Source organism: Nesterenkonia sp. F (genome assembly GCF_000220985.1).
Lineage (GTDB): Bacteria > Actinomycetota > Actinomycetes > Actinomycetales > Micrococcaceae > Nesterenkonia.
This window is the reverse complement of sequence record NZ_AFRW01000015.1, coordinates 1-13,431: the sequence shown is the minus strand read 5'-3', so window position 1 is coordinate 13,431 and position 13,431 is coordinate 1. Positions and strand designations below refer to the sequence as shown.

At 73.1% G+C, this 13,431-nt stretch carries 7 protein-coding genes and 2 pseudogenes; 2 read left to right on the top strand and 7 right to left on the bottom strand.

Going from position 1 to position 13,431, the window contains the following annotated elements:
* Nucleotides 1-43: 43 nt before the first annotated feature.
* The 6 genes and pseudogenes from GU5_RS0101265 to GU5_RS0101240 all read right to left on the bottom strand — a co-directional run bounded on the left by GU5_RS0101265 (nucleotide 44) and on the right by GU5_RS0101240 (nucleotide 9,288).
* Nucleotides 44-1,969: an ABC-F family ATP-binding cassette domain-containing protein gene (locus tag GU5_RS0101265; RefSeq protein ID WP_010523768.1), complete on the bottom strand. Its 1,926-nt coding sequence runs from the start codon at nucleotides 1,967-1,969 to the stop codon at nucleotides 44-46.
* Between the two features lie 249 nt (nucleotides 1,970-2,218).
* Nucleotides 2,219-3,196, bottom strand: a complete 978-nt coding sequence (locus GU5_RS0101260; RefSeq protein ID WP_010523767.1) for a 4-(cytidine 5'-diphospho)-2-C-methyl-D-erythritol kinase — start codon at nucleotides 3,194-3,196, stop codon at nucleotides 2,219-2,221.
* A gap of 433 nt (nucleotides 3,197-3,629) precedes the next feature.
* Nucleotides 3,630-4,641: pseudogene (gene rsmA / locus GU5_RS15745) on the bottom strand (16S rRNA (adenine(1518)-N(6)/adenine(1519)-N(6))-dimethyltransferase RsmA).
* On the bottom strand, nucleotides 4,638-5,576 hold the full coding sequence (locus GU5_RS0101250) for a TatD family hydrolase (protein WP_010523764.1): 939 nt from the start codon (nucleotides 5,574-5,576) through the stop codon (nucleotides 4,638-4,640). Before GU5_RS0101250 ends, rsmA begins: the two are co-directional and overlap by 4 nt.
* A gap of 143 nt (nucleotides 5,577-5,719) precedes the next feature.
* On the bottom strand, nucleotides 5,720-7,552 hold the full coding sequence (locus GU5_RS0101245; protein WP_010523763.1) for a long-chain fatty acid--CoA ligase: 1,833 nt from the start codon (nucleotides 7,550-7,552) through the stop codon (nucleotides 5,720-5,722).
* A gap of 26 nt (nucleotides 7,553-7,578) precedes the next feature.
* A complete protein-coding gene (locus tag GU5_RS0101240) occupies nucleotides 7,579-9,288 on the bottom strand; it encodes a dolichyl-phosphate-mannose--protein mannosyltransferase (RefSeq protein WP_010523762.1) in 1,710 nt (569 codons plus the stop codon).
* A gap of 119 nt (nucleotides 9,289-9,407) precedes the next feature.
* Here GU5_RS0101240 and rsmI point away from each other — a divergent pair.
* Nucleotides 9,408-10,384, top strand: a pseudogene (rsmI, locus tag GU5_RS15740) (16S rRNA (cytidine(1402)-2'-O)-methyltransferase).
* Between the two features lie 57 nt (nucleotides 10,385-10,441).
* On the opposite strand, the gene galE reads toward rsmI, so the two are convergent.
* Nucleotides 10,442-11,380, bottom strand: coding sequence for a UDP-glucose 4-epimerase GalE (gene galE, locus GU5_RS0101225; protein ID WP_010523759.1), 939 nt, complete (start codon nucleotides 11,378-11,380; stop codon nucleotides 10,442-10,444).
* 404 nt (nucleotides 11,381-11,784) lie between these two features.
* Here galE and GU5_RS0101220 point away from each other — a divergent pair, with 404 nt between their 5' ends.
* Nucleotides 11,785-13,278, top strand: a complete 1,494-nt coding sequence (locus tag GU5_RS0101220; RefSeq protein WP_010523758.1) for a glycosyltransferase family 4 protein — start codon at nucleotides 11,785-11,787, stop codon at nucleotides 13,276-13,278.
* Nucleotides 13,279-13,431 lie beyond the last annotated feature (153 nt).

The following is a 13,431-nucleotide window of genomic DNA, read 5'->3' as shown; positions in this document are numbered from 1 at the left end:
CGCCTCCCGACGACCGGAGAGGCTGTCCCGCCGCAGGGCGGACTCACTCGACGAGCTCGCCGGCCTCCAGCCAGGTCTCCTCGAGCTCGCCGAGCTGGGCGTCGACGTCGTCGAGCTTCGCCTGCAGCGTGCGCAGCCGGTCGACGTCGCCGGCCTCTGAGGCCCCCGCCATCTCCTGGTGCAGCTCCTGCTGCCGGGAGGAGAGCTTCTCCATCTGCTTCTCCACCCGCTGCATCTGTTTGCGAGCCTGCCGCTTCGCGGCCTCGGAGACGCCGTCGGTTCCCTCAGCCCCGCCGGCGGGCGCGGAGCCGGAGGACGACGCCGAGCGCGCCGTCGCCTTCGAGGCCGCCGGTCCGCGCGATCCGGCCGTCGCCCCGGCCTCGGTGCTGGTCTGACCGTGGTACGTGCGGATCGCCTCGCCGGGGGCCGGCTCCTTGCCCGACCGGATGCGCAGGTACTGCTCGACTCCTCCGGGGAGCAGGCGGACCGAGCCGTCGCCGAGCAGCGCGACCTGATGGTCGGTGACCCGTTCGAGCAGATAGCGGTCGTGGCTGACGACCACCAGCGTGCCGGGCCAGTCGTCGAGCAGATCCTCCATCGACGCCAGCGTGTCGGTGTCGAGGTCGTTGGTCGGCTCGTCGAGCATCAGCACGTTCGGCTCGCCGGTCATCAGCTTCAGCAGCTGCAGCCGCCGTCGCTCGCCGCCGGAGAGGTCGCCCACCGGCGTCCACTGGCGCGTGCGGCTGAAGCCGATCTGCTCGAGCAGCTGCGCCCCGGAGAGCTCCTTGCCGCCGACGAAGAAGACGTTCTTCTCCTCGGTCATCACCTCGTGGACGCGCATATGCGCCTTCGCCGTCAGCTCCTCGACCTCCTGGGAGAGGATCGCGGTCTGGACGGTCTTGCCGCGCTTGATCCGCCCGTCGTCCGGCTCGACCTGCCCGTCCAGCAGGCGCAGCAGCGTGGACTTGCCGGCGCCGTTGACGCCGACGACGCCGACCCGCTCGCCGGGCCCGAGCCGGAAGGTGACATCGTCGAAGAGGGTGCGCCCGTCGGCGACCGCCGGCTCGTCGCCCTCGCCGCGCAGCCGCAGGGTGACATGTTCCAGGTCGAGGACGTCCTTGCCCAGCCGGGCGGTGGCCATCCGGCGCAGCGAGACGGTGTCGCGCGGCTCGGGCACGTCGTTGATCAGCGCAGTCGCCGCGTCCACGCGGAACTTGGGCTTCGAGGTGCGCGCCGGGGCGCCGCGGCGCAGCCAGGCGAGCTCCTTCTTCACCAGCTGCTGGCGCTTCTGCTCCTCGACGGCGGCGGCCCGGTCCCGCTCGGCGCGGGCCAGCGTGTAGGCGGCATAGCCGCCCTCGTAGGTGTCGACCGTCGCGTCGTGCACCTCCCAGGTGGTGGTGCAGACCTCGTCGAGGAACCAGCGGTCGTGGGTGACCACCAGGAACGCGCCCTCGTCGGCCTTCCAGCGCTTCTTCAGATGGTCGGCCAGCCAGGCGACGCCCTCGACGTCGAGGTGGTTGGTCGGCTCGTCGAGCATCAGCACGTCGTGCTCGCCCATCAGCAGCTTCGCCAGCGCCACGCGACGCCGCTGGCCGCCGGAGAGGGCGCCGACCGGCTGATCCCAGTCGAGGCCGCCCAGCAGCCCGTCGGCGACGTCGCGGAGCACCGGGCTGGAGGCCCATTCGTAGTCGGCCATCTCGCCGACCACCGCCCGCCGGATCGAGTCGTCGCCGTCGAGGACGTCGGACTGGTCCAGATAACCGACGTCGACGCCGCCGCGCCAGGTGACCCGGCCGTCGTCGGCCTCCGCGCGGCCGGCCAGCAGACGCATCAGAGTCGACTTGCCGTCGCCGTTGCGGCCGACGATGCCGATCCGGTCGCCGGCGTCGATGCCGATGGTCAGCCCGTCGAGGATGGTGCGGGTGCCGAACGTCAGAGTGAGCCCTTCGGCTCCGAGGAGATGCGCCATGGACTCCAGGGTATTGAACCGCCCGGATTCAGGCAGAATCAGCGGCCCGAGCGGGGCGACGACTCCGGTTCGCCCACTGCGATGTGTCACGTCCGCACCGGGTTCTCACGCCCGCACAGGGACGTGACGACACGGTGCGGACGTGACACGAGAGCGAATGGGACGGGCGGGACGGACGGGACGGACGGGACGCAGACCCGGAACCGCAGAGTCGGTGCGACGGCGACGAGCTGCACCCGCTCCCGTCGATCAGGCGGTCAGCAGCCGCGCCCCCGGCGCCGGAGCAGTCACCGGGATCGCCCAGGCCGAGGTGCGCTCCTGCAGCCGTGTGGCGACCTGGCCGGCCGACTCGGCGTCGCGGGCCAGGAACATCACCGTCGGCCCGGAGCCGGAGACGATGCCCTGCAGCGCGCCGTCGACGAGTCCGGCGTCGAGCATGTCCTCCAGCGACGGGATCAGGCTCACCGCCGGAGCCTGTAGGTCGTTGGCCATCAGCGTGGCGATCATCTCGGCGTCGGCGGTGCACACCGCGCGCACCAGGTCGGGGTCCAGCTGCGGAGCCTCGACCTCCACCTCGGACTCGGCGCGCATCGTGTCCAGTCGCCGGTAGACCTGCGGCGTCGACAGTCCCGCGGCGGCCGGGACGATGACCAGGTGCAGCTCGCCGCGGGTCAGCAGCGGGGAGAGCTCGTCGCCGACGCCCTGCCCGACGGCGGCGCCGCCGAGGATGGCGAAGGGCACGTCCGCCCCCAGCTCGGCGCCGGTCTCGGCCAGCTGCTCCTTGGTCAGCCCGGCCTCCCAGAGCGCCGAGCAGGCGACCAGCGTCGCCGCCGCGTCCGCGGATCCGCCGCCCATCCCCCCGGCCACAGGGACGTTCTTCGTCAGGGTGATGTCCACCCCGCGGCGATGACCCAGCCGATCGCGCAGCTTCGACGCCGCCCGATGGGCCAGGTTCCGCTCGTCAAGCGGCACCCCGGGATCGGAGGCGTCGTCCACGTCAGGGTCGTCGACGGGAGCGGCGGTGAATGCCGAGCGTTCGGAGAGGCTCAGCGTGATGGCTTCGTCGTCGCGCGGGACGACGCTGACCTCCTCCTGCAGCGAGACCGCCAGGTAGAGGGTCGCGACCTCGTGGTAGCCGTCCTCGCGGAGGGGCCCCACGCGCAGACTCATGTTCACCTTGCCGGGGGCGACCGCGGTGACATGGCCGAAGAATTCGCTGTCCCTCATCCTGGGGAGTTCCTCCTGGGAGATCGATGTGCTTGATCCGGCACTCTATCGCGCTCGACTGGACGGCGTCCGCGCTGACGTCCAGGTCACAGTCAGCCGACACGACGGAAACACTCCAGGTCAGGAGCTGGAACAGGGGATCACTGCTGGAGGGCCCGGACCGCGCGAGGGCCGCCAGCAGCGCCGCGGCCCACAGCGAGAACAGCGGCCCCCAGATCAGCAGGCGGCCGGTCAGCGCCGCGGGGTCCTCCGGTGCGCCGAGCAGCCCGAGCAGCCCGAGCCCGCTGAACAGCATGTGCCAGACGACGCCGTGGGCCAGCAGCGCGACGACGGCGCACCACTCGACCGCGCGCAGCGCTCGACGGAACCGGCCGGGCAGCCGCTCGACGAGCAGCGGCGCCCAGGCGGCGCCGACGGAGAGTGCCGGATCATCTCAGCGCGCGCCCGCCTCCGTGCCGCGCCCGTCGTCGACGTCGGAGTCGACGTCGGAGTCGACGTCGCCCCGGTCCCGCAGCGCCTCGGCGATCCGCGTGTAGGCGCCGACCTCCAGGGTCTCGCCGCGGGCCCGGGGGTCCACGCCGGCGGCGCGCAGCACCTCCTCGGCCTCCGCCCCCGAGCCGGCGAGCGAGGACAGCGCGGCCCGCAGCGTCTTGCGGCGCTGGGCGAAGGCGGCGTCGACGACGGCGAAGACCTCCTCACGACGCACCGTCTCCGAGGCCGGCTCGCGCCGGTCGAAGCGCACCAGCCCCGACGAGATCCGCGGCTCGGGCCAGAAGACCCGCGTGCCCACGGCACCGGCCTTGCGCATGGAGGTGTCCCAGGCGGCCTTGACCGAGGGGACGCCGTAGATCTTCGACCCCGGGCCGGCACAGAGCCGGTCTGCGACCTCCTCCTGGACCATGACCAGCCCACGAGTCAGGCTCGGCAGAACCTGGAGCAGGTGCAGCACCACCGGCACCGCGACGTTGTAGGGCAGATTGGCCACCAGCACGTCCGGAGAGCCCAGCTCAGCCTCGTCTCCGGCGGCGGCCGCATCGCCCCGAGAGTCAGCTTCGTGGATCGTCCGTCCGTCGCCGCGGCCCGTTCCCAGCTTCAGCGCGTCCTGACGGATCACGCGCAGCCGCTGCGCGCCGGCGGGGCGCATCTGTTCCATCGTCTCCGGCAGCCGCGCGGCGAGCCGAGGGTCGATCTCCACGGCGGTGACCTGCGCGGCCTCGTCCAGCAGGCCCAGCGTCAGCGACCCCAGCCCGGGGCCGGACCTCGAGCACGTGCTCGGAGCCGTCGAGCTCGGCCAGGCCGACGATCCGCCGGATGGTGTTCGGGTCCACGACGAAGTTCTGCCCCCACTGCTTGGTGGGATGCACCCCCAGCTCCGCGGCGAGGGCGCGGATCCGCGGCGCGCTGAGCAGCTCGCCGCTCTCGGCGCCGTCGCCCGGGCCGCTCACAGCCAGGCTCCGTAGGCGCGGACCGTGTTGTCCATGACCTGTCGGCACAGCGCGTCCAGCTCGACGCCGCGCCGCTCGGCCATCAGTCGCATCGTCTGCGGGATGAGGTAGGGGGCGTTGGGACGCCCGCGGTGCGGGTGCGGCGTGAGGAACGGCGTGTCCGTCTCGACCAGGATGAGCTCGGGATCGGCGACGTCGAGCCCTTCGCGCAGCGGCTCGGCGTTCTTGAAGGTCACCGTCCCGGCGAAAGACATGTACCAGCCGTGCTCCGAGCAGATCCGGGCGAGCTCGGCGTCGCCGGAGAAGCAGTGGAAGACCACCACCTCGGGCAGCCGCGGGGCGTCCTTCAACACGGCGACGACATCGTCGTGAGCGTCGCGGTCGTGGATCTGCACCGGCAGGCCCCGCTCGGCGGCCAGCTGCAGGTGATCGGCGAAGCTGCGTCGCTGCGCGGCACGGCCCTCCTCGCCGGTGCGGAAGTAGTCCAGGCCGGTCTCGCCGACGGCGACGACTTCCTCGTCGCCGGCCAGCTCGGCGATGCGGGCCAGCGCGTCGTCGTACTGGCCGACGGCCGCCAGCTCCGGGGCATCGTTGGGGTGCAGCGCGACGGCTGCCTTGAGCCGACCATCCTGGCGGGCGGCACGGACGGAGAACTCGCTGGAGTCGACGTCGTAGCCGACGTTGATCGCCCCGGCGACGCCGACCGACGCGGCCGCGTCCAGAGCCTCGACGACGCTCACCGCCACCTGGCCGTCGCGGAAGTCCAGATGAGCGTGGTTGTCGATCACCGGCACCGCCAGCGGCTCGGGCGCCGGCGGGTACTCCAGACGCCGACGACGGCCGGAGTTCTCCTCGGCCGGATCGCGACGGGGCGCCTCGTCCCCGAGGGTGGAGGCGTCCCGAGGCTGATAGACCGCCGGGGTCTCACCGGGCACGACGGGATGCGGTTCGCGGACAGCGGGCTCGCTCGCAGCTTCATCACTCACAGCACCCCAGCTTAGCCGCCGACGGCGTCGGCCCGCCCAGCGACGTCGGTTCCGGTGCCCCGATGCGCCCCGGCCGATCCGCCCCGTGCTGTTCACCGGGAGTAGATCGCCTCGATCTCCTCGGCGCAGTCGGCGATCACCCGGTGACGCTGCAGCTTCTGCGACGGCGTCATGTGCCCGGTCTCCTCGCTGAACTCGAGCGGCAGGATCCGGAAGGTCCGCACCGACTCGGCTCGGGAGACCGTCTCATTGGCCGCGTCCACCGCCTGCTGCACCTGGTCGCGCACCTCAGGATGCTCGGCGGCCTCGGCCAGGCTCATCTGCTCGTGGCCGGCCGCGGCGCTCCAGGAGGCCACCGCCTCGGCGTCAAGCGTGATCAGCGCGGCCACGAAGGGCCGGTCGTCGCCGACGACGACCGCCTGGGCCACCAGCGGACACAGCCGGATCCGTTCCTCCAGCGGCGCCGGGTGGATGTTCTTGCCCCCGGCGGTGACCAGCAGCTCCTTCTTCCGGCCGGTGATGGCCAGGTACCCGTCCTCGTCCAGTGCACCCAGGTCGCCGGTGCGGAAGAAGCCGGCCTCGTCGAAGGCCTCGTCGGTGGCCCGTCCGTCGCGGTGGTAGCCGTCGAAGACGACCGAGCCGCGCAGCAGGACCTCCCCGTCGTCGGCGACGCGCACCATGCTGCCCGGCACGGGCAGCCCCACTGTGCCCAGCCGCGTGGCGCCGGGGACGTTCAACGTGATCGGGGCGGTGGACTCGGTCAGCCCGTAGCCCTCCTGGATCGGCAGGCCGGCTCCGGTGAAGAAGTGCGCGATCTCCGGGTTGAGTGCGGAGGCGCCGCAGACCATATAGCGGATCTGCCCGCCGAGCCGGGCTCGCAGCCGGCGGTAGACCAGTCGATCGTAGAACGCGCGCTTCGCTCGCAGCGCCGCCGAGGGCCCCTCACCGCCGTCGGCCTGCCGCTGCCGGGCCTGCGAGTACTCCACCGCCGTGCGCCGGGCCGACTCGGCGATCTGCTCGCGGCCGGCGTCGCGGGCGGCCTCCTGCAGCGACTGGTGGACCTTCTCGTAGACCCGCGGCACCGCGAGCATCCACTCTGGCCGAAAGCTGGCCAGGTCCTCGGTGAGCCGGGCGGCGCCGGGGCTGTGGGCGACCTGGATGCCGTGGTGCAGGCAGATCAGCTGCACCGCCCGGGCCAGGACATGGGCCAGCGGCAGGAAGATCAGCGTGCGCGAAGGCCCTGCGCCGAGGATGTCGCGGGCGAACGGCACGATGTTCGCCGCTCCCTCGGCCAGGTTGCGGTGCGTGATGCGCACGCCCTTGGGGCGTCCGGTGGTCCCGGAGGTGTAGACCAGCGTGGCGACGTCGTCCAGGCGCGCCGCCGAGCGGGCCGCCTCCAGCGTCGCCTCGTCGACGCCGTCGCCGTGGGCGGCGATCGCACGCAGCGCCTCCGCGCCGTCGAAGGCCTGCACAGGGACCTCCTCCGCGGCGGCCTCGACTCCGCGGCGGACCGTCTCGGCGATCTCCGCGCCGCCGACCAGCGCCAGCCGCGGCGCAGCATGGTGTACGACGTCGGCGACCTGCCGCGGGGAGCTGGTCTCGTAGATCGGGACCGAGACGCCGCCGGCGAACCAGACGGCCTGATCGATCACCGCCCACCAGTAGCTGGTCGGGGCCATGACCACCACCCGGTCGCCGACGTCCACGCCGAGACCGATCAGGCCTCGGGCGGTGCGACGCACCTGGTCCACGAAGCTGTCGATGGTCACGTCCACCCAGCCGCCGGCGCCGTTGGGCACTGCGTAGACGGGACATCCGGGATCGCTCTCGCGCAGGGCGAGGACGCCGTCGGTCACATTGGTCGCCGGGTCCAGATGCGCCACCTGTTCGGTGGCCGCCTCGGTGATCGGGGCTTCAGCAGTCACGCCCGCCACTATATCCGCCGGGCGGCTCAGACCCAGGACTGCAGCCACATGCGCCATCGCCACTGGTCCGTCGGGATCAGCTCCGCTGTCCAGATCGGGTGGAAGAAGATCGAGGCCGCCGTCGCCAGCAGCACGAAGACCAGCACGAGCGCCGCTGCACGCTGAAGCGGACCGAGGGCCCCGGGGCGATCCACGGACCGTCGTCCCCCGCGCCGTCTGCTCGCCGCGCGGGCGGCCCGGACGGCGTCCACCCCGCCGGCGCGGGCGGCTCCGCGGCGCATCACCAGGGCGGCGACGGCGACGAGCGCCAGGATCAGGAAAGGCTCGTAGGCGACGGTGTAGAAGAAGAACATGGTCCGGGCAGGGAAGAGCAGCCAGACCGCCCAACCGGCGAGGATCCCGGAGAGGATCGCCCCGTGGCGCCAGTCCCGACGCCCCAGCCAGAGCGCGACGACGACCAGCAGCGCGACCAGCCCGCCCCACCAGATCACCGGATTCGCCAGGTCGAGCACCGCCTGCGAGCACGCCGCCTCGCCGCAGCCCGACGACCCGGCCTCGATCGACTCGTAGTGCATCGACACCGGACGCCCCATGAACGGCCATGTCCAGGGCGAGGAGGCGTAGTCGTGCCCGTCGCTGAGCCCCTCGTGGAACGAGAGGATGGAGACGTGGTACTGCCACAGCGAACGCAGCGGCCCGGGCACCAGCTGCCCGATGCCCTCGGCCGGATGCGTCAGATGCCAGCCCCTCCCCCAGCCGCCGGAGGTGACCAGCCATCCGGTCCAGGTGGCCGTATAGGTGACGGCGGCCAGCGGCAGCACGGTGACCACGGCCAGCAGTCCGTCGCGCAGCCCGGCGCTCGGCCAGCCGCGCAGTCCGGCCGCGCGACGCGCCTGCAGATCCCAGAGCACGACCATGACGCCGAAGACGGCGACGAAGGCCAGGGCCGAGAGCTTCACCGACGTCGCGCAGCCCAGCAGCACTGCGGCCGCCAGCCGCCACGGGCGCCAGAGCAGCAGCGGACCGCGGCGGCTCCGGAAGGATCCGCCGCCCACGCCTCCGGCCTCCGGTTCGCGGGACAGCAGCTCGGCCAGCCGCCGTCGTCCCTGCCAGCGATCGGCCAGCAGCGCGCCGAAGGCCGCCAGCACGAACAGCGAGAGGAAGATGTCGAGCAGCGCCGCCCGGCTCATCACCAGATGGTGACCCTCCACGGCCAGCAGCACGCCGGCCACCCCGCCCAGGAAGACCGAGCGGAACATCCGCTGCGCGATCAGCGCGACCAGCAGCACGCCGAGGACCCCGGCGACCACCGAGGCGATCCGCCAGCCGACGGCGGAATCCGCGCCCACGGCTCGGATGCCCAGCGCGATGAGCCACTTGCCCAGCGGCGGATGGACGACGAACGAAGCCTCGTCCTGCGGAGCCGGGGAGCCGGCCAGGAAGGCGTCGTCGGCCTCGTCGGGCCAGGAGAGCTCGTAGCCGGCCTGCAGCAGGGCGTAGGCGTCCTTGGCGTAGTAGGTCTCGTCGAAGATGAGCTCGTGCGGGCGCGCCAGCCCCGGCAGGCGGAGCGCGGCGGCGAGCATCGTCACCAGCGCCGGGATCCAGACGCCCCACAGCCCCGGGCGGAAGGGCTCTGCGCCCAGCCGACGGAGCAGCCGCGCGCGCCGGGAGCCGACGGCGGCCTCGGTCGACGTCGCGCGGTCCGTCGCGGCGACGGTGGGAGTCTGGCGGGTCACGATGGGTATGCTACGTGGCGAGCTCCGAGACCTCGGCGCTCCCACTCCGGACGGTCGCGACGTCGCACCGCATCTCCGGAACGCTCCCGCACCCCCGCCCGCCGATGGAGGCCGCCGCCATGTCCGACCACGACGCGCAGGACGAGCTCCGGGGCGGGCCGCACGACGAGGCCTCGGAGGGCGCGCCGGCCGACCGCGCCGACGACACGGCCGATGACACCGCCGGTCATACCGCCGACGCCGCCCCCTCCGGGCTCTGGGACGTGCCGCTGGTGCTCGCCGCGACCCCCATCGGCAATCTCTCCGACGCCAGCGCGCGGCTGCGCGCGCTGCTGGGCACCGCCGAGATCATCGCCGCCGAGGATACCCGCCGCACCCGGCACCTCTGCCGGGCACTGGGCGTGCGCCCGGCCGGGCGGCTGGTCAGCCTGCACGAGCACAATGAAGCCTCCCGCGCCGCGGAGGTCGTCGAGCAGGCCGCCGCAGGAACCCGGGTGCTGGTGGTCTCCGACGCCGGGATGCCGGCCGTCTCCGACCCCGGCTTCCGGCTGGTCGCCGCCGCCGTCGAGGCGGGAGTGGAGGTCACCGCGGCCCCGGAGCCTCGGCGGTGCCCACCGCCCTGGCGCTCTCCGGCCTGCCCACCGATCGATTCACCTTCGCCGGGTTCATGCCGCGCAAGGGCGCCGACCGCCGTCGGCTGCTGCGCCGGCTGGCGGACGAGGAGTGGACCACCGTGCTCTTCGAGTCCCCGCATCGCACGGCGGCCACGCTGGCCGAATGCGCCGAACAGCTCGGCGGCGGACGCGGTGCCGCGATGTGCCGGGAGCTGACCAAGAAGCACGAGGAGGTGCTGCGCGGCAGCCTCGCCGAGCTGGCCGAGCAGACCGCTTCCCGGCAGCTGCGCGGCGAGGTGGTGCTGGTCATCGGCGGTGCCGAGGAGCGCGCGGCTCCTTCCCACGAGGACCTGGTCGCCGCGGTGCTGCGCCGCGCCGAAGCCGGTGAGAAGGTCAAGGCCGCGGCCAAGGAGGTCGCCGCCGAGCACGGGACGACCTCCCGCGAGCTCTACGACGCCGCCGTCGCCGCCCGGAAGAGCTGATCGTCCCGCAGCGGAGCGCCACGACGACGCCGGGGGCGACTCAGCGCCGGGGACGGCTCAGAGGTGCTCCCAGGCGTCGCGGACGATGCCGACCAGATCGCGCCGCGGCGTCCAGCCCAGCACCTCGCGGGCCTTCTCCCCGGAGGCGACCAGCGTGGCCGGGTCGCCGGGGCGGCGGTCCTCCTCGATCACCGGCACCCGCCGACCGGTGACGGTCTCGACGGCGTCGAGGACCTCGCGCACGCTGGAGCCCACGCCAGTGCCGAGGTTGAACACCTCGTGGGTGCCCGGCCGGATCTGCTCCATCGCGCGCAGATGCGCGTCGGCGAGGTCCAGCACGTGGATGTAGTCGCGCACTGCCGTGCCGTCGTGCGTCGGGTAGTCGGTCCCGAAGAGCTTCGCCGGCTCGCCGCCGCCGGCCGCGGCCCGCAGCAGGTTCGGGATCAGATGCGTCTCCGGATCGTGGCGCTCGGACAGTCCGTCGCTGGCCCCGCCGACGTTGAAGTAACGCAGGCTCGCCGCAGACAGCCCGTGCGCGGTCGCCTCGGCGGCGAGCATGTGGTCGATGGCCAGCTTCGAGGCGCCATAGGGGTTGATCGGAGCAGTCGGGTGGTCCTCGGTGATCGCGTCGCTGACGGGAGTGCCGTAGACCGCCGCGGTCGAGGAGAAGATGAACCGCGGCACGCCGGCGGCGCGGACGGCGTCGATCAGCGCCAGCGAGGCCACGATGTTGCCGTGCCAGTACCGTTCGGGGTGCTGGACGGACTCGCCCACCAGAGACTTGGCCGCCAGGTGGATGACCGCGTCGAAGCTGGAGTCCAGCACCTCGCCCGCGTCGGCGATGCTGCCTGCGCGCCACTGCGCCCCCGGCAGCACCGCGTCGTCATGGCCGGTGGAAAGATCGTCGAGGATCACCACCTCGTGATCGCCGGCGAGCAGCTGCTGGGCCACCACGCCTCCGATGTAGCCGGCTCCTCCGGTCACCAGCACCTTCATGCAGGTCTCTCCTCGCTGCTTCGCCGTCTCGACGGACCACCGGTGGTCGCCGCGGCGCCGTCGTCCCTCGACGGGGCCGGAACGCCGTGCCGAGGCACCGTCCTCCTTGCTCCGTGCCGGAGCCTAGCAGTCCCGACGGCGGACGACGCGGTCGATCGCCGGGTCGACCGTGGTCCACTGCGGATCCAGCGGACCGCCGACGGACGTTCAGGCGTTGCACAGCTGACGTCGAGACTCGCCGCGTACTATGACCGCCGATGCCGGGCCCGGCTCGGCCGCTCGTCCCGCCGGGACCGACCCGTCGCATCGAACGGCCGCATGTCGCCGAGGCGACCCGGGCAGCTCGTCGCCGACGCCGTCGCCCGGTCGATCTGCAGGACGCACCTGGTGGGGAAGGAATTCGCATGAAGATCGCCTATCTGCTCGTCGACCCTGAGGTGGGGCTCTTCGGCACGACTGGGGCCTCGGTCCGCGTGCAGGAGATGATCCGCGCCTTCCAGGCGCACGGCCACGACGTCACGGTGTTCTGCCTGACCCAGCAGGACCGCCCGGAGGAGGGCTCGGGTGCGGCCCCCGGGTTGAAGCCCGCCGACCTGCGCGGGCTCCCGGTGGTCACAGTGCCGATCGAGGTGCCGCCGAGTCCGGTGCAGCCGGCCGAGGCCGAGGACGGGGCCCCGACGGGGCCCGTCCGGGCCGTGTCCGCCGACGCCCGCCGCGAGGCCGTCGGCCGTGCCGCGGCGCAGCTGGCGTCCCGCGCGGTCGAGGAGGCGGTGCCGTTCGACCTGATCTACGAGCGATGCTCGATGTTCTCCGACGCCGGCGCCCGGGCGAAGGAGCAGCTGGCCGCCGCCGGGCATTCCGCCCAGCTGGTCATGGAGCTCGACGCCCCGCTGGTGGAGGAGCGCACCGACGCGAAGACCTCCTGCTGGTCGCCCACCGTCCGTGCACTGACGGCGGCGGACCTGATCACCTGCGCCTCGAGCTCGCTGGCTCGCTGGGCCGGCGAACTGCTCGCCGGCGACGGGAGCGACGACCCGGACGAGCGGGACGAGCGCGGCGCCGAACGGGGCTCCGATGCCGCACAGGCGGCGGCCGCGCGCATCGCGGTGGTCCCCCACGGCGTCAACACCGACCGTTTCATCCCCGCAGACCGCGACCCGGATGCTCCGTTCACCATCGGACTGGTCGGCTCGCTGGACCCCCGCCACGACATCGACCTGCTGCTGCGCGCGCTGGCCGAGGCGCCCCACCCGCGGCGACGGGACTGGATGCTGGAGATCATCGGCGGCGGCCCGCAGATGGAACAGCTGCAGGTCCGCGCCGTGGAGCTCGACGTCTACCGTCAGGTGACGTTCCACGGTCCGGTCCGTTCCTCGGACATGCCGCAGATGCTCACCCGCGTCGACGTGGCAGTGGCCCCCTTCCCCGCCCCGCAGGAGGGCGAGGGACGACCGATCTCCCCGCTGACGGTCTACGAGCACCTGGCCTGCGGCGTGCCGGTGGTCGCCTCGGCCGTCGGCGATCTGCCGGCGCTGCTGCGCGGACCGGCCTCTCGTCAGGACGCCTCGGGCGATCAGCCGACCCATGAGCCGGTGGACTCGGCCGAGCGTATCTCCGACGCCGACCGCGGACTGCTGGTGCCGCCCGGCGACGTCGGCGCCCTGGCCGCGGCGCTGGGCCAGCTGGCCGACCAGCCGGATCTGCGGGCTCGGATGGCCTTCGCCGGCCGGGCCGCCGTCGTCGAGCGCCATACCTGGACGCGGCGCGCCGGCGAGGTCCTGCGCCTGCTGAGCCTGCCCAGCAGCACGCATGTGGGGCTGACCACGCCGATTCCGGTGGTGGACACCTCGACGGCTGCCGACACGCCGGACGAGGCCGCCTCCCCCGACCCGGCGTGACCTTCCCCGGCCCGGGGTGAAAGGTGCTGTGTCCGACGTCCGCCCGGCCCCGCCGACCGTGCCGACCGCGCCGACTGCGGGCCGGAGGCAGCGGATAGGCTGGGGGCATGTCGTCGAAGACTGCGCTGCGCCGCCGGCTGCGCGCCGCCCGGA

Coding starts and splice junctions, on each gene's coding strand:
- GU5_RS0101220 (WP_010523758.1), top strand. CDS start 11,785: ATGAAGATCGCCTATCTGCTCGTCGACCCTGAGGTGGGGCTCTTCGGC.
- galE (WP_010523759.1), bottom strand. CDS start 11,380: ATGAAGGTGCTGGTGACCGGAGGAGCCGGCTACATCGGAGGCGTGGTG.
- GU5_RS0101265 (WP_010523768.1), bottom strand. CDS start 1,969: ATGGCGCATCTCCTCGGAGCCGAAGGGCTCACTCTGACGTTCGGCACC.
- GU5_RS0101260 (WP_010523767.1), bottom strand. CDS start 3,196: ATGAGGGACAGCGAATTCTTCGGCCATGTCACCGCGGTCGCCCCCGGC.